Annotated in this window: 8 protein-coding genes and 1 other RNA gene; 8 read left to right on the top strand and 1 reads right to left on the bottom strand. The window is 34.7% G+C overall.

Annotation, left to right across the window (positions count from 1 at the left end; all coding sequences use genetic code 11):
* The first annotated feature begins 752 nt into the window (after positions 1-752).
* Positions 753-1709, top strand: coding sequence for an N-acetyl-gamma-glutamyl-phosphate reductase (argC, locus tag A1OE_RS02095; RefSeq protein WP_015088427.1), 957 nt, complete (start codon positions 753-755; stop codon positions 1707-1709).
* Between the two features lie 1105 nt (positions 1710-2814).
* Here the strand turns inward: argC and A1OE_RS02090 are convergent.
* Positions 2815-3831 (bottom strand): pyridoxal phosphate-dependent aminotransferase, encoded by a 1017-nt coding sequence (locus tag A1OE_RS02090; protein ID WP_272942673.1) that lies wholly within the window; start codon positions 3829-3831, stop codon positions 2815-2817.
* A gap of 1345 nt (positions 3832-5176) precedes the next feature.
* Here A1OE_RS02090 and sdhC point away from each other — a divergent pair.
* The 7 genes from sdhC to A1OE_RS02060 all read left to right on the top strand — a co-directional run bounded on the left by sdhC (position 5177) and on the right by A1OE_RS02060 (position 18800).
* A complete protein-coding gene (sdhC, locus tag A1OE_RS02085) occupies positions 5177-5560 on the top strand; it encodes a succinate dehydrogenase, cytochrome b556 subunit (protein WP_015088423.1) in 384 nt (127 codons plus the stop codon).
* A gap of 89 nt (positions 5561-5649) precedes the next feature.
* Positions 5650-5994 carry a succinate dehydrogenase, hydrophobic membrane anchor protein gene (gene sdhD / locus A1OE_RS02080; RefSeq protein WP_015088422.1) on the top strand — a complete coding sequence of 115 codons (345 nt, stop codon included), beginning with the start codon at positions 5650-5652 and terminating at the stop codon, positions 5992-5994.
* 5 nt (positions 5995-5999) lie between these two features.
* On the top strand, positions 6000-7790 hold the full coding sequence (gene sdhA, locus A1OE_RS02075; protein ID WP_015088421.1) for a succinate dehydrogenase flavoprotein subunit: 1791 nt from the start codon (positions 6000-6002) through the stop codon (positions 7788-7790).
* A gap of 48 nt (positions 7791-7838) precedes the next feature.
* Positions 7839-8618, top strand: coding sequence for a succinate dehydrogenase iron-sulfur subunit (locus tag A1OE_RS02070; protein WP_015088420.1), 780 nt, complete (start codon positions 7839-7841; stop codon positions 8616-8618).
* Positions 8619-9504: 886 nt separating this feature from the next.
* An RNA gene (ffs, locus tag A1OE_RS04190) (signal recognition particle sRNA small type) lies at positions 9505-9602 on the top strand.
* A 75-nt stretch (positions 9603-9677) separates the two neighbouring features.
* Positions 9678-11531 carry a DNA polymerase III subunit gamma/tau gene (locus A1OE_RS02065; protein ID WP_015088418.1) on the top strand — a complete coding sequence of 618 codons (1854 nt, stop codon included), beginning with the start codon at positions 9678-9680 and terminating at the stop codon, positions 11529-11531.
* Positions 11532-13877: 2346 nt separating this feature from the next.
* On the top strand, positions 13878-18800 hold the full coding sequence (locus tag A1OE_RS02060) for an NAD-glutamate dehydrogenase (RefSeq protein WP_015088415.1): 4923 nt from the start codon (positions 13878-13880) through the stop codon (positions 18798-18800).
* Positions 18801-19144: the final 344 nt, after the last annotated feature.

The raw sequence follows: 19144 nt of genomic DNA, 5'->3' as shown, positions 1-19144 counted from the left end.
TATAATTAACTCGTTAGCTTATTTACAAGGTAGTATGTATTGTACGGTAAATATTTTTAGCAATTTTCTTGCTTATTTAGTTATATTAAGTAATAGAATAGCTAATTTTAATTAGTTATTGGCAATAAATATATCCTATAGTCAAAAACTTTTATTCATAAACCAGATCAAACTGAATCAAATTATTCTATAGCGAGCTGGCAAAAGTAATTTTTATTATGTTTTACCTTGGAAAGAGTCCTTAAAGAAACTAAACATATCAAGTTAAAAACATATAAGCAATATACGATCATTTGTTATTTAATACAGCTGACTAAAAGCCAGTTATTATTTAATTAATTAAATAATAACCAACCGCTTTAGCTAATGAACAAATTCAAAATAAATTACCTAAGAATATTACATTTATCACTAATATCAACTATTAATATTTGTAATTTAGCTACGAATACAAATTCAATTTTGACTCTTGACACAATGATATAAACTATACTTTTGGCAAAAATATTCTCGCTTGTTATGCAAGCTTAGCATTTTATATTAAATGCTAATGGAATTATTTTTCATTATACTTGTCTAAATGGCTTGTGGAGAATACGCAAGCTGCATAATTAGTCGTTATTTCTACCTAGCTAGGATAAAAATTTTTACTTATGTAATTTACAGTTAACTAATTTGACAGATAACAACATTATTGATGCATTAATTGAAAAGCAAGTTAATATTCAATTATTTTTTAATTGGATTTGGTTATGAGCATTCCACAGATATTTATCGATGGCAATACTGGTACAACTGGTATGCTAATTCGTGAGCGATTGCTTACTCGTCGTGATATAGAACTTATATCTTTGGACGATCAGCAGCGTAAAGATCTTAAGTATCGGCGTGACGCGCTATATGCGTCCGATGTTGCTTTTCTATGTTTACCGGATGAAATTGCCAAACAAGCAGCATCAATTGCCGAAAAATCAAATACTAAGTTAATTGATGCTTCTACAGCACATAGGACAGATGACCGTTGGGTCTACGGTTTTGCGGAGTTTAAGGCAGGTCAGCGTGAAGCTATAATGAGCGCAAAACGTATTTCTAATCCTGGATGCTATGCCACAGGGGTCATAGGCATACTTGCACCATTAATAAAAGCTGGCTTATTACCAGTTGACTACCCTTTTACAATTAATGCTATATCCGGCTATAGTGGAGGAGGTAAATCTCTTATCGCTCGATACGAATCAGAAGATGCAGAAAACTATAAGCCTGACCCATTCTGGCAATACGGTTTAAGCCTAAATCACAAGCACTTGGCAGAAATTACTTGCCAACTTGGTCTAGTTCATCCGCCAATTTTTCAGCCGTCAGTTGCCAATTACGCACAGGGTATGCTAGTTAACGTACCGCTAGTTTTGTGGCAGATAGATGGAAAACCTACTGCACGATCGCTTCATGAAATCTTATTAGCACATTATAGCAATAGTTGCTTTGTACGAGTCGCCTCATTTAATGAGACAGAAAATTTGCAAGAGCTAAATCCACAAGCGCTAAACGGCACTAATATGATGGAAATATTTGTATTATCCGATGATAATACTAGACGCACCGTCATTACCGCGCGTCTAGATAATCTTGGCAAAGGCTCCTCCGGAGCTGCTATACAAAACATGAATTTACTACTTGGAATGCCAGAAAACACCAGTATCGTGATCTAAGCTTGTACATAAAAGAAGTAAAAATGTCCATTAGCTTGTTTATTATTATCTTTTAACATTTGCTCTTACTATATTTAGAGTTTGTAAGTCCTATATTCTATCAAGCGTTAGGCTATCAGCTTTGCTTCGCTAACACTGAAAAGCACTATTAATTGTATAATTGTAAAGTATTTTAGGGGATCAAGATTTGCATATCTGTGTCTCTTGCGACGGTTATTAATAATTAACCTTCTTTACCTGTCATGTTGACTAATCAAATAAAAAACTAACGTTATAATAAGCTTTATTAATAACTTGCTTAGTGAAATTTTTCATACAATTTTAACTTTGTGTAGTATAGTATTGTATATAAGTAGGTAATAGCTAAATATCTATGATTGTATGATTATAATAAGTGTTTATTAAATGCAAAATTTCATAAATTTTTAGCTTTTTTGCGGAAAGCAATGGTCAATTTAAATAAATTTTTGTGTTATATTTACTTATTTCAATCAAACTGCTAAATTTTATTTAGCACAATAGTATTTTTCGAGAACGCTAATTACTCTTTTAAACCGCTAAGTTTCCGCGCAAAATAAGCAATAATTTTGTAAGTAATTTTAACCTTTCCTGTATATAAAACTATAGCGATTAGTATAAAAATTGACTAAGATACAACAATCAAATAAAATTAAGCATACAAAAGTAAATTGAGTTAGTAAGTATTTAGCTTAAAAAATTATTACTAATGCTAATCTGATATTCTTTTTAGTAAGAAATTTCTTATACATTACCTTCATGTACTAGATTCAGTCAGTACTGATGTTAGTATTTTACATGCATTCATATCGTGAGTAAAAATCGCAAATTACTTCTAGTAAATACCCATATCATACCTTACTAGAGTCCAGTAAGGCAGTCAGTTTTTATATCAAAGTAATTTGCTAAATTGTACCAACCAAGTATAATAAATTTATGAGGGAAATAGACTTTGAGAAGCTTTAAATGGTAAATTTACTATTATGCTTATTACAAAATAAATGACAATTCAATACCTTAAACAGGATGTGTATTTATAGATTAAAAAATTGATCTTGGTAATACCAACATTTTAAAACATAAGAATTTATAATGAAAGATCTTGTGTTCGCACTTCTATTTGATTAAAGAAATCAACCATAGCTGCAATTACAGCGCGATTATCATCTTCTAGTCCAACGGATATGCGAATAAATTCTTTTTTACCGTAGTCAGACATACTTCGTACTATGATTCCACGTTTAACTAAATATTCCCTTGCTTGTTTAGGCAGACGAATGATAAAAAAATTGGTAACAGATGAATAAGGTTTCATACCTAATTTTTTAAATTCATTCTGTAGCCAAGGTAGCCATATTGCGTTGTGGGATAATGATTTTTTCTGAAATTTTAAATCATTTACAGCAGCAACACCTGCTGGCAATGATAAAGCATTTACACTGTATGGGGGCTTTACCGCATAAAGGGTAGCAGCGATATCATCTGAGCAATATGCCCAACCAAGACGTAGTCCTGCCATAGCGTACATCTTAGAGAAAGTACGCAACATAACTGTATTATCGGTCTGTTCTACCAGATCAATCCCAGCAGTGTAGTCATGCATCTGAACATATTCAGCATAAGCTGCGTCCAACACAAGCAACACGCGGGAAGGTAATTCAACGCGTAGACGTCTTAATTCATTGTTCGAAAGATAAGTACCTGTCGGATTGTTAGGATTTGCTAAAAACACAATTTTGGTACGACTACTAATACACTCTAAAATCGCATCTACGCTTGCGGTATAGTGATTGTCTGGAGCTGATACCGGGACGCCACCCGCAATTTTAGTAGCTATGGGAAACTGCAAAAAGCCATATTGAGTATGAATTGCTTCGTCACCTGGTTCTAAATATGCTTGAGTTAGCATACGAATCAGTTCATCTGAGCCACATCCTAGGACGATTCGTGAAGGATCATTAATGCCGTAACGCACTCCGATTGCTTCAACAAGTCCCGATGTCGATTCAGTGGGATAAGTATGAATTTTTGAGGACATGCTAGACAGAGCTTTTATAGCTTTTGGCGATGGGCCAAGTGCACCTTCATTAAGATCTAGCCGGATAATTCGATGCTGACTTTTGGAACAAATAATTGGCCTACGAGCTGCTAGTTTTGAAAGAACTTCTTTTGGGGTTACGCTAGAAATGAAAAACTCCCAATTATCTAATTTAAGAAAATAACATTATATTGAAAAAAAAGAGTAACAAGTCACTTAATTTTTTTAAAAATGCTGAATGTTATTTTAAATAATAATATAAAACAAAGAAGATTTATAGCGTGTAGGTAACACAAAAAGCTAAGATTTCGTAGTGAAGAAGTTTAATCGATAAACAAACCAATTTGCTAAACTTAAATTCAAAATACACTATCCTAATCTAGGCTAACTCGACCTTTAAAACAAAAGCAATAAAAATTAAAGATACGTTCTCCTAGGCAGAGGACCATATCTTATAGGTTATTGATAAATAAAGTAATGTGGTATTTTATAGACATTATAAAATAGAAATTCCTTGGCTTACGCAGCTATTGAACAATTCAATTTAATAGATTTTAGTATCTAAAAGCATTGTATTAATTTGGCTACATTCGCGATAATAACTTATCAAAAATAGATAAAATCACCCAATCATTGATTAAGGATAATTAATCAAATAATAAATTTATTCTTAAATAAGCCGAATATTCTATAACTTTAATGTATAATTGCACTTAAAACCTCCATTGAATCATTGTACAATTTATTATACCTAGAATTATGCTAAGAAGTATAAGTTAATAATTTGTTTTAAATTCGTGTGTTTAATACTAACAATGCCTCAGATAAAAAAGAAAATTAAATTTTGATAAAGATCAAGCATTACAACAAAATATTCCATTAGAATAAAAATACAACCGTACTTCTATGACGAAGACGCTTTATTCTTGTCGGCTTAAATAGATTAAGCCATTTTAGTGATTAATATTCTAATACATAAATTAGCTTGATATTAGCTATGCACCATATATTAATACTTCAACTCTTAATATTCCTAAAATTTACTATAGAGTTCTATAAAATAATCTCAAACCTAAATATTTAGACAATAAACTAATTTATAACTAATCAATACAACAAAGCATGAAAATTAATTATAAAAAAAAAAATATTTACCCGTAATTGTTTAAATTTTTTACAACAATTGCAAACTTAAGGTGCTATTTTAGCGAGAAAAAATGTCTAGAACAAGATGAAAAAACTACTATATTGAATGGATGTTTGGCTCATCAAGGGTAATTTAATTATGCTTATTTGAAGATTTTTTACGACTTAGCTTATCGATGCGATAAGCGAAAGTGCAGTTTAAACATTCTCTGAGTATTAATGTAAAAGCATTCACATAGTAAGCTATTTACTAAAGATTTTTAAAATGATGAAAACTCACAATCGTCCACTTTCACCGCATTTACAAATCTACAAGCCTCAGCTTACTAGTGTTATGTCTATTTGTCATCGAGCTACAGGAATTGCACTAGTGGCAGGTACTTTGTTGCTGGTTTGGTGGATAATCGCCGCTGCTGCAGGGCCAGAAGTGTTCTATGCCAATCAAAAGTTCTTAACTTCTTGGTTAGGAATATTAATTTTGTTTGGTTTTACTTGTACACTCATGTATCACCTATGTAATGGAATCAGACACTTAATATGGGATGCTGGTTATGGGTTCAAGCTAGATAATGTATATAAATCAGGATGGATTACTTTGAGTACAGCTGTACTCCTAACTGCCATTACTTGGATCCTTGTCATGATCTAACATTAATAATTATTCAGACACATTAACTACGTGCCTGCGATCTTTAACAGTTCATCTAGATTGTAGATTTTGGGAGCAGATAAAACATTATGGAGTATGTTAAAGGTGGCGCGCATCACTGGTTAGTGCAACGAATTACAGCCATAATCCTAGTCCCATTTGTCCTATGGTTAGTGATTTCTGTGATAAGTTTGACTAAAATGGACTACGCTACCGCCAGGGAATGGATAGGTTCTACTTCAGTATCTATAACTTTAATATCTTTGATCATTGCATCATTTTATCATGCTCAACTTGGTCTGCAAGTGATTGTTGAGGATTATGTACACAGTAAGAGTTTAAGGCTTGCCATACTGCTCTTGATAAAGTTTGCTATACTTGTTGTAGTGATTTCTGTAATATTTGCTGTATTAAAAATTGCTTTAGGGTGTTAGTTATTATGAACTCCTATACAATTATTGATCATCAGTATGACGTGGTTGTCGTTGGTGCAGGAGGTGCTGGTCTTCGAGCAACCTTAGGAATTTCTATAAAAGGGTTAAAGACTGCCTGTATAACTAAAGTTTTTCCTACCCGCAGCCACACAGTGGCTGCTCAGGGTGGCATTGGTGCAGCACTTGATAACATGGGTGAAGGGGATGACTGGAAATTTCATATGTACGATACAGTCAAAGGATCTGATTGGCTTGGTGACCAAGATGCTATTGAGTACATGTGTCGTAATGCTATCCCGGCTGTTATCGAGCTAGAGCATCTTGGTGTACCATTCTCGCGTACCGAGAGTGGTAAAATATATCAACGCCCGTTTGGCGGTCATACTTTGAATCAAGGTAAATCAATAGCTAGAAGAGCTTGTGCCGCTGCAGATCGCACCGGCCACGCAATTTTACACACTTTATATCAACAATCACTACGCAATAAAGCAGATTTTTTCATCGAATATTTTGCTCTTGATCTTATTATGAGCGAAAAAAATGAGTGCGTTGGTGTTATGGCTTTGTGCTTAGAGGATAGTACCATCCATCGCTTTCGCGCACATCGGACAGTATTAGCTACTGGTGGTTATGGTCGTGCTTATTTTTCCTGCACTTCAGCTCATACATGCACTGGTGATGGTAATGCAATGGTATTACGCGCTGGCCTGCCACTGCAAGACATGGAATTTGTGCAATTTCATCCAACTGGGATATATGGCTCTGGTTGTTTGATCACAGAAGGTGCTCGCGGTGAGGGTGGATACCTGACAAATTCTGATGGTGAGCGTTTTATGGAGCGTTATGCACCAAAAGCTAATGACTTAGCTTCCCGCGACGTAGTTAGTAGAGCAATGACTATTGAAATTAATGAAGGTCGTGGCTTTGGTCCAAGTGGCGATCATATTATGCTACACTTAGAGCATATTAGTCCTGATATTTTGCAACAGCGGCTGCCAGGCATATCAGAAACAGCTAGAATTTTTGCTGGCTCCGATATCACTAAAGAGCCGATACCAGTACTACCAACGGTTCATTACAATATGGGAGGGATCCCAACCAACTGTCAGGGAGAAGTGATTTGTCCAAACGCAGAAAATTCTGACTGGATAGTTAATGGTCTTATGGCAATTGGCGAGGCAGCTTGCGTATCAGTGCATGGAGCAAACCGATTAGGTACAAACTCCCTGCTCGACATTGTAGTCTTTGGGCGTGCTGTTTCCCACCGTATTGCTGAAACTTTGCAACCTGGTAAAGTTCATAAATCAATCAATAAAGATGCTTCTGATAAGGCAATTGCACGTCTTGATCGTATTCGTAATGCCAAAGGAGATTTGCGTACTGGCGAGGTACGGCTTAGTATGCAGCGCACAATGCAAGAACATGCGGCAGTGTTTCGCTCAACAGAGATTATGAACAAAGGTAGGGAGAAATTGAAGGGAATAGCTAGTCTGATACCTAACGTCATTGTTAACGATAAATCGTTAGTCTGGAACACTGATCTTATTGATATGATGGAGTTAGATAACTTAATGAGTCAAGCGATTGTTACTCTCAACTCTGCATCTTTGCGTAAAGAAAGCCGTGGCGCCCATGCTCATGAGGAATTTCCTAATCGTGACGACAAAAGCTGGATGAAGCATACGGTTATGTGGCTGAACGCTAATAATGAAACGACTGTTGCCTATCGCGAAGTTCGCATGAATACATTTTCGGATGATGTAGAAGTAATACCACCTGTTAATCGCGTTTATTAACTGATTTTTTTGGAAACTAATATACTAATAAATGAAGGAAATGTGCTGATGGGTTGGTTAAGTTCTTCCAATAATGCAAAAATTAGTGTTGGTAATACTTATAAAGCGCAAAAAGGTGCAAGTCGAATTAAGAATTTTAAAGTTTATCGTTATGACCCAGATAAAGCATCTAACCCCAAGTTGGATACTTATGAAATCGATCTTGATAATTGCCAGCCAATGGTACTAGATGCACTGATCAAAATTAAAAACGAGATTGACACTACTTTAACTTTTCGCCGTTCTTGTCGCGAAGGGATCTGTGGATCTTGCTCAATGAATATCGATGGAACTAATACCCTTGCCTGCTTAAAGTCAATCTCTGATATAAAAGGTGACGTCTATATTTACCCTTTGCCTCACATGCCAGTTATTAGAGATCTAGTTCCTGATCTGTCATTATCTTACGCACAACTTACTTCTATAAAGCCTTGGTTACAAGCTGATACACCGCATTCAATAGATAAGGAGCGTGAACAGTCTCCACAGGAACGTCGTAAACTTGATGGATTGTGGGAGTGTGTATTGTGCTTTTGCTGCTCTACTGGATGCCCAAGTTACTGGTGGAATAGTGAAAGCTATCTCGGCCCGGCAGTTTTACTACAGGCTTACCGTTGGATTGTGGACAGTCGCGATAAGCAAACTGAGGATCGGTTGAATATGCTTGATGACCCTTTTCGCTTGTATCGATGTCATACAATTATGAATTGTACTAATACATGTCCTAAGGGTTTAAATCCAGCCAAGGCGATTGCGGAGGTGAAGAAGCTTTTGGTACTATCGAAGTAGCTAAGCTAGGAGATTAGTTGTTGCTTGGCTTGGAAACAAACTCATGGATAAGTGAATAGTATACAAATTGCATCTTCAAATTACATAAGTTTTGGCTAATTATCATTGTATAATTTTTCTTAATTTGTAGAAGAGCTAATTTTAGACGATAAAGTAATTTGTAATACTCTTAATCGCTTTGGATTGTTTACAAATAAAACTTAGCTTGTTTTTTTAAGTAAGTAGCATTTCTCTTAATGGATTCTTGTTTAATTATTATGAAAAATTTAATAGAAATTACGTTATTTCGAATCATAAATGACAAAAATTAATGAACAAAATCTAAAAGCTTGTGGCATTTTCATCTACATTCATTTTACTTTAAATAGCTTTGTTCAGTGATGAGTCTAACAAATTATTTATAACTAAACTCAAGATAAATGTTAAAGTTAGTAAATTACTTTAAATAATAGTTATACAAATTATTTCCCAAGAGCAATATTTAATATTTTAACCTTTAGACTAATGTTGAGAAAATAATAAAGCTAGCGATTTTACTAAACATTATGTTTGATAGTATGAAGTAGTCATATTGATCAATCATGGTAGCTATAGCACTTAAAATATTCTATATTGATTTTTCAATGAAATCTGTTATTTTTGCCTATAATTTCTTGTCTTGAACTATCAGTTCTGATAGTTTTGCATAACTGATAGTTCAAGTATAGATAGCACAATTTATAGTTAGAATATTAGTTACAACTAATATAATTATAGTAATTTTGTAAATTACAAATTTTATTAACGTTTGATTTTAAAAATACTTGATCAACTTTCCATTTTATGGAATTGTAATTATTAAAATTAATCCTTGATTATACCAGAATAATAATGTAGCATCAAACTCGGAAGGTTAGAGTGGGCACGCTGATCGCTAACTCGGTCAGATCCGGAAGGAAGCAGCCGTAACGATTATTAGTGTGGGTTGCTGCTAATCTTCCACATATTTCATTGAAAAATTTGCTTTTTTATATTTAGTTATATAAAACAAGTCTTTTTATTTACCGTATTTGTTGAGTTATGGACAACTCCTCGTCAATCGGATTAAATCCTGTATTGAGTGAATACCTGATTTTAGCACGTAAGTACAGACCTCAAACGTTTGATGACCTTATAGGTCAAGATCTGTTAGTGCGTACTTTACGCAATGCGTGCAAACATAATCGCATACACCATGCCTTTATGTTATTTGGTGTGCGTGGAGTTGGTAAAACTACAACTGCTAGAATTATCGCTAAAAGCTTAAATTGTATAGGTCAGAATATCCATGATCGGCTAGGAATGCAGCCTTGTATTATTTGCCATAATTGCCGCGCTATTGCTGAAGGCAGACATGTAGACGTGTTAGAAATGGACGCAGCATCTCATACTGGTGTAGAGGATATACGCCAGCTGATAGAAAATGCAAGGTATCGTCCTGTAGTAGGTCGTTATAAAGTTTATATCATAGACGAAGTTCATATGCTGTCCAAAAATGCTTTTAACGCGTTGTTAAAAACATTGGAAGAGCCACCTCAACACGTAAAATTTATCTTTGCTACTACGGAAATTCGTAAGGTTCCAACTACGATTTTATCACGCTGTCAGCAATTTAATTTACGCAGGATAAGCATTAATCTGTTAATAAAATTATTTGAAAAGATTTGCTATAATGAAAAAGTTGAGGCAGAATTGGATGCGTTAAAATTAATAGCTCATGCTGCCGACGGATCGGCTCGTGACGGTATATCGCTCCTAGATCAGGCTATCGCACTCAACGCTAATTTAATCACGGTTGATGAGATCCGTTATATGCTTGGTTTAGTTGACCGTATACAAATTTATGAAATGTATCGAGCAATTATGGGTGGTAAAACTTTAAATGCCCTTAATATTTTATCCGAGTTGTATGACAAAGGAACTGACCCGGTTATAATAATTCAGGAACTAATGGAGGTGACCCATATTATTACTTGCATGAAAATTGCTCCTAAGGGAGCGATGAATAGCAATCTAAGTGAAGTGGATAGAGAAGAAGGTATGGCTTTAGCAAAGGTGATGAAGATGTCGTCACTGACTCTGGCTTGGCAAATGTTTGCAAAGGGAATTAGCGAGGTTCAAGCATCCCCTCTGGCAATTGCCGCAGCAGAGATGCTTATTATTCGTATTGCTTATAGTGCTGAATTACCTGATCCAATTGATCTGATACGGGCGATACGCGATAGAAAAATCTTGCCTGCAGATACTTCATGCGGAACTACAAAAACACACACTACTTTATCACCAGCCGCTTTACCATCTATACCTATTGAAACAGTCGATGTGTTAGATCAAATGCCTAGCAGCATTGCTGCTGGGTGCAACAGAAGTAATTTTGATAACTTAAATTGCGAAATGACACAATATGTCGAAAATTTTATGTCAGATTCTAGCTTAGCTGATTTACATTCTGACAAAAAAATACTAACTTACAATTCAAATAAACTGTTTGACCCAATGCCTGTCGACTTTGCTGGAGTGGCGAAATTAGTATTTCAAAAAGGTGAGGCGGTTTTGGGAAATACATTAGTTACTAATGTGCATCCGGTTGTTGTTGAGCCAGGTCGCTTAAAGCTTCGTCCACAGGGAAGTATCGACCATCATCATATTTTTAAATTGCTTACTCAACATTTGCAAGGTTGGACTGGGCAGAAGTGGGTGATCGAAATTTCTAACGAAAAAGGTAACCCTACAATAATGGAGCAGAATTCAGCACAGGTAACTGCTATACAGACTGAACTTATAGGTTACCCACTAATTGCTAAGGTATTAGAATTGTTCCCCGGTGCGAAAATAGACAATATGATAGATTTTATTGCACCGGCAATAGTAGGAAGAGATGCTTTTGTAAATTGATATAATAAATAATAGTATTCATATTACACTAGAATAATTTTGTTGTATTTATTTACCTACAATATAATGTCATTATTCAATGATAAGCTGAACTGGAAATTATAAATAGATTAAGAGCATTACGAATGCTAAAGCCTTGGTTGAGTGTACGATGCAGTCAAAAATGGGCTAACAATTAAGAATTAGCTTGATCTGAGAGATAATCGTTTCTTAGTTGTATAAAATAAATTATCGCGATAAGATTTAATCATTATTGAATCGTCAGCTACATAACACTACAGCATAAAAACTTGTTAGCGTAATACTTTAGAATTTGAATAATAGCCAGTCATAAAATATAAGCTAATAAGGCTATGGCTATGCCATGAAACAAAATTTCAAACGGTCTTGTTTATGTATTGAGTTAATTTATCATAATTAACTGATGATTTTATTTGCTTAATTTAAATAAATTCTAAGCCATTAGATAATATTGCAGTGAATTATCGTAGGGAGAAAATAATATGACAAAATTTCATCGATTATTTAGTCTGTATAACTTGATGTGGTAAGCAAAATAATGAATCACAAAGCTTATTAATAGTGTTTCAGCATACTACAAGGATAGTAATCGATCCTTATCTTTATTAAAGTATAGTGCGCAAGTTGATTTTCAAAAGGAAATATTTTGAATTTATTTTTCTTGTCGTGTTTTGCACAATATGAAATTGCTAAGTTCAATAACAACAGCCAATTAACATATATGTTATAGGAGATCAAAAAAAACAGCTAGTGTTAATACAATAACCTAGATTTCGTCTAACAATGCAAGGCAGTTAATTTGCCTGTATACAAAATAATATAATAGTCATTAATTAAAAATATAAAAATAATTTAAGATGGATTATAGTAGACATTATACTTTAGTTATATCCTCGTACTTCAATAGTAATATAAAGTAAGTATATTACAAATATTATCCAAAAAGGAGTACACTGCAATGTAATTGCACACCTAAATTATACTAGCTAATAGTAGATTAAATTTAATCTTCCAACATAAGCTAATCAAAACTAAATGCTCTGGTAACGTACTAGTAGTAAAATTACTCTTGTCCAAAAAATAGTATATTATTAACTTTTCTTATGTCGCGATTAATTATTATACAATTATCATTCGAACAAATGATAGTCTTGTTTGTAACCTACTTGTTATCAAGGGCAGAACATTAAGTAACATTCCATCTTACTTAATGTTCTGCTAGTTGCCATAGGCATTTTATCAATTAAGCTTTCTTTATCATATAAAGATTATCTAATAAGAAAGATTCTTCTGGCCTTTATTTAGCTTTTAGGCGATAGCTTAAAAATTATCCGTTTAATATCTTAAAATTAACTTATTGCAAAATTTAAGATAATTTACTGCTGAGGTATAACATACTGACATTGAACAATAAATTATACCATTATCTTTGATGTCATAAATGGCAAATACAGCAACTTTGATTCTTTAGCGTAAACTTAAGTGTCTTAATCTACAAAAAGATAGCACTGTCGCAGTAAACTAGATCTTTTATAGGGCAATCAACCATTATACGGCAAAAGAAAAACATTAGAATTTCAAGCAATAAAGTTAATAAAAATTCTTTTTTAAGCAGTCGCAATAAGCTTATTGTTTGGCAATTAATTTATATTAAAATACTGGCTTTATCTCAGTCTTTCTACTTGAAAGCCTTTATTACGAATTTCCATATCGATTTTTTGCATAGAGCTTTTTATATAGTCATATTATTGCAAGTCTTTACTAAGACCATACATACAATTTAATTTTAAAGTTAAAATTTGCTTATAATCACTTTATACTAAAAACAATTTTGCATATTGTGTAGTTTACGTTTTAATTTTCATTAAAAAATTTTGTAAATAAAGGCAGCAATTTCTTAACTAATCTTTGCTAGTGTTAAAAATTAATTAGTGGACTATGGAATATGTTTAACAAACCAAGTGGAAAAATTTCTACTTTTATAGATCACATGATACTCAAATTTTTCTGCTGATGCTTGATGTAATTAACTTTTAAGCTAATTAATGGCTGATTATTAACTTTAGATTACTCAAAATTTGTCGAGACTAATACAGTATATAATTTCTGATTATACGTTTTATTTAGGTTGCTTAAGCAAGCAAAAATCCATAAATAAAACTCGTGACTGTTAGTTACTATAGATCAGTTAATTGAGAATACTAGCACTTAATATTGTTTATAGTTACTTTAAGATATTTGGATATCGAATTTAGTTTTTTACTGAATGGAATAATACTACCTTATTTATTAGCAACTTTAGAAAATTTTTGTTGAGGAATAGACATGCGCAATCGCACTGAAGCTCTTAAAGTGGAGAAGATCGATGCTATTTGCGCTATGGTTATCGATCGATTTAATGGTGTAAAAGCAGAAATGGTGGAAAATTTTTTGCGCCAATTTTTTACTAATGTTGCGCCGCAAGATTTGATCGATGAAGAAGTCGAAAATATTTTTGGGGCTGCGATCTCTATATGGAATTACGGTCGAGAGCGTAAACCAAATCAGCCACGTATTCGAGCCTACAATCCTCGTTTTGAAGAAGTTGGTTGGCAATCTTCTCACACTATTATCGAGATAATAAATGATGATATGCCATTTTTAGTAGATTCTGTAACTGCTGCCATTAACCGTCGCGAGATGACTGTACACCTTATTATCCACCCTATTATTCGTGTCATACGTGATCAGAGTGGCGTAGTGCAGACTTTATTAGATAAAAACAGCAACGCTGAATTTGCAGTTGGTGAATCTTATATGCATCTGCAGGTTTCAGAACAAACATCCAGCGATGATTTAGCAAGTATCGAAGCAGAATTAGCTCATGTGCTGCAAGACGTACGCTCAGCAGTCGAAGATTGGCAAGCTATGCGTAACACTATGATAAACGTAATTATTGAACTAGAAAAATTATCATCTAAAAATGAGAACAAGGATGATCTACAGGAAATTTGCGCATTCTTACGCTGGATTGAAGATAATCATTTTACTTTTCTTGGTTATCGTCAATACGATTACGTAGGAAATGGTAATAATTTGCGCATGGAAGTTGTGAATAATAGCGGACTTGGTATCATTCGTGCACCTGAGGTTAGCGTATTTGATGGATTGAGGAAGATTGGATCTTTACCATCGAAAGTCAGGGGTTTTTTACTTGATTCTACTCCTCTCCTAGTTATGAAGGCTAATAAAGTTTCTACTGTACATCGCTCTGTTCCTCTTGAATCTATTAGTGTTAAAAAAATGGATAAATTTGGAAAAGTGATAGGAGAGCATCGATTTATTGGCTTGTTTACGTCTGTCGCTTACAATGAAAGTCCAAAAGGAATACCTCTACTACGTCAGCGAGTACAAAATATCGTAAGGCGTGCTGGGCTCCGCCCAGCAAGTCATGATGAAAAAGCTTTGATTAATATCTTGGAGACTTACCCTCGCGATGAGCTATTTCATGCCAACGAGGAAGATTTATTTGAGATCTCAATTGGTATACTGCATCTACAAGAACGGCAAAAAATTGCACTATTTGTGTATCGCGATGCATTCGAGCGATTCGTAACTGCTTTCGTTTTCGTACCGCGAGACCACTATAATACTCAGCTTCGCCAAAACTTTCAAGCGATTTTATCTACAGCTTTTAATGGTGAGATAACTGCATTCAATACTATGATATCAGATAGTGTACTAGCGCGTTTGCACTTTATAATTGCTACTACACGCGGGGAAATTCCTGAAGTTAACATTGATGATCTGGAGCAGCGATTAATTGATGCTGGCCGAAGCTGGGCTGATAAATTGCATAACGTCATGGTTGCAGATATGGGAGAAGAAGCCTCTGCAAAACTTCGCTATCGCTACATTTCAGCTTTTCCGACTGCTTATCGGGAATCATATCTTCCTCATGCTGCGATCTTAGATATAGAAAGAATGGAAGAGATAGAAGAAGAAACACTAGGTATTAATCTATTTCGGCCTATTGGAGTAGATGATGATGTGCTACACTTAAAATTATTTCATAGCAATAAGCCAGTGCCGCTTAGTGACGTTATGCCAATGTTGGAGAACATGGGTGTGCGCGTACTCTCAGAAGTACCATTTGAAATAGAAGGCAGCGGCATGAAATATCCAATTTGGCTGCATGATTTTGAGATGCGTTTACGAGGAGATAATGAATGCGAACTTGCAAATATAAAAAAGCCATTTGAGGAGGCTTTCGCTGCTGTATGGAATAACCGTATGGAAAATGATGGATTTAATGGTTTAGTGTTGAATGCCGGTATTACATGGCGTGAAATTACCGTCATTCGCGCTTATGCTAAGTATTTACGCCAAGCAGCTTTTACATTTTCTCAGGATTATATGGAAGAGACATTGCTAGTATATGCACCGATTGCACTACTACTAGTAAAACTGTTTGCTGCTCGCTTCAATCCAATTACAGCTAGCCACGATAGAAAAAAAATTATTGCTGATTTAACAGCTAAAATTCATTCAGCTTTAGATGGTGTAACTAACCTAGATCAGGACAAGATCATGCGGCGATTCCTGAATCTAATTTGCAGTACTTTGCGCACTAATTTTTACCAAATAGGCGATGACGGTAAGCCAAAGAGCTATATTAGCTTTAAGCTTGATAGCCAATCTATACAAGATCTCCCTCTTCCGCGGCCGCTCGTAGAAATATGGATTTATAGTCCACGTGTAGAAGCCATTCATCTACGTGGTGGTAAAGTAGCTCGCGGTGGCGTCCGTTGGTCTGATCGACGCGAAGATTTTCGTACCGAGATTCTTAGCTTAATGAAAGCTCAGCAAGTTAAAAATGCGGTAATAGTACCAGTTGGTTCTAAGGGAGGATTTGTTGTTAAAAGATCTCTGTTAGGTTGTAGCAGAGAAGAAATACAAGCTGAGGGAATTGAATGCTATAAGACAATGATAAGCGGAATGTTAGATATTACTGATAATATTTCTAGTACAGATATAATAACACCTCAAGATGTCGTCCGTTATGATGGCAATGATCCATATCTAGTAGTAGCTGCAGACAAAGGTACAGCTACATTTTCCGATATTGCCAACGAAGTATCTCAGAAATATGGTTTTTGGCTAGATGACGCTTTCGCTTCTGGAGGTTCAGCAGGCTATGATCATAAAAAAATGGGAATTACAGCTCGTGGTGCTTGGGAAAGCGTAAAACGCCATTTTCGCGAACTTGGGCATAATATTCAAAGCAAAGAATTTACCGTAGTGGGGTGCGGTGATATGTCTGGTGATGTTTTTGGTAATGCAATGCTGTTGTCAAAGCATGTTCGTCTGTTAGGTGCTTTTAACCATTTGCATATATTCGTCGACCCAAATCCTGATACCTCTAAGAGTTTTAAAGAACATCAAAGAATGTTTAATTTGCCACGATCAAGCTGGTCTGATTATAATACTCAATTAATATCCAATGGTGGCGGCATTTTTGATCGTGCGGCCAAGTTTGTTAAACTCACACCAGAGATCAAAACAACTTTTGGTATAAGTGAAGATATAGTATCCCCCAATGAACTAATCTGTATGATGTTAAAGGTAAAAACTGACTTACTGTGGTTTGGAGGAATTGGGACATACATTAAGTCTGAACGCGAAAACAGTGCTGATGTATACGATAGAGCTAACGATCAGGTACGTATAAATGCCAAGGAAATTAGAGCTAAGGTGATCGGTGAAGGTGCTAATTTAGCAATTACCCAGCTTGGGCGAATCGAAGCAGCTTTAAGTGGTATTAAGCTAAACACGGATGCGATCGATAATTCTGCTGGAGTAGATTGTTCGGATCATGAGGTAAATATTAAAATTTTACTAGGCGCTATAATAGCTGATGGCGATATGACCTTAAAACAGCGCGATAAACTGCTTGAGACAATGACAAATGATATTGCTGAGCTCGTCTTAGCTGATAATTACGACCAAACTCAAGCGCTCTCTGTTGCTTCATATAAAGGCCTTTCGCTAATAGATTCTCAGAGCCGATTGATGCGCAAACTAGAACGTGGTCATTTAAAATTAAACCGCCAAATAGAATTTTTGCCTGATGATGAAGCAATTATAAATCGAATTTCGGAAGGTAGAGGATTAACTCGTCCAGAATTAGCTATTTTGCTTGCCTATGCTAAAATGGAATTATACGATGATTTATTAGATAGTGACTTACCGGACGACCCAGCGCTAGCTAATGATTTAGCACTATATTTTCCAGAAATACTTCGCAAAAAGTATAGCAAAGCAATTATTGAGCATCGTCTAAGAAGGGAGATTATAGCTACCTCTGTCACAAACTCCATGATTAACAAGGTTGGAGCTACGTTTCTCGATATTATTCATGAACAAACCGCCACTAATTCAGTGGATATCGCTCGTGCTTTTATCATTGTGCGTGAAGTATTCGACATGCAAAAACTTTGGAGTGCAATTAATAATCTAGACAACAAAGTTCCCGCAGTGATGCAAACTAAAATGCTAATCAATATACAGCAAATAGTGGAACATAAAACTATATGGTTTTTACGCAATGGTCGTCGACCGCTTGATATTGCTAGCTATGTCAATGATTTTTACCCAGGCGTTAGTAATCTAAAAAGCTGTTTAATAGAAGTGATTGGTGATATGGAGCGCGATAATCTGAGAAAGGTGCGCAGCCAGCTAGAAGATAATGGTGTCCCAAAAACTCTCTCTCATGAGATTGCTTCTTTAGAAGCATTATTTTCCGCCTGCGATATAGTCCGACTAGCATCATTAATAAAATTAGATGTACGCACAGTTGCGGTTGTTTATTTTAAAGTTGGAACTAAATTCTCTTTAGATTGGTTGCGAGACAAAGCATTGGAAATGGTAGCAGAAACTTATTGGCAAAAACAGGCTGTTAATGCTTTAGTAGATGATTTTTATCGACACCAAAGCCACCTTGCTCGTAAGGTATTGGATCACATAAAAAGAGTAGTTATAGATTCAAAGGAAAAATCTCAACAGACAAATGAGCACAGCAAGGAATTGATAAGTCATAATGGCGATATCATATCTACAGATGATGCTATTTCTTGTTGGAGTGCAGATTGTTTGCATGATGTGGAACGAACTGATCGATTGCTCTTTGAGATTCGCTCAAATGACCATGTCGATTTGGCTATGTTAGCTGTAGCTAATGGGCAGATGCGTTCTCTTTTATCGCGATAAGTAAACAATAAAAATTATTTGCTTATGTCTTATGTAGTAGCAAATCTTTATATGTTTCCATATTAATATTCGTGAAATTTGATTTCATAATAGTTGTGCGTTTTTATAAACGCTTTATAAAACGTTTCTTATAATTATCTAGTCAACTAATTTATTTAGCTAAACTTAAAGTTCACTAATTTGTATAGCGCACTATAAAGCTTCAAATTAAAATTTGACGTATTTTATTTTGTTATGCATATTCTAAAATATCGGACAAATACAATGTTTTATAATTAGATTATTGTTAATAATATCGACTAGATAAATTTAATTCCTCGTTTATTAAAATATTTTTATTTAAT

Source organism: Candidatus Endolissoclinum faulkneri L2, from assembly GCF_000319385.1.
Classification (GTDB): domain Bacteria; phylum Pseudomonadota; class Alphaproteobacteria; order Thalassobaculales; family Thalassobaculaceae; genus Thalassobaculum; species Thalassobaculum faulkneri.
Note: the sequence above shows the minus strand (reverse complement) of the source record. Positions and strands in the feature narration are given on the sequence as shown.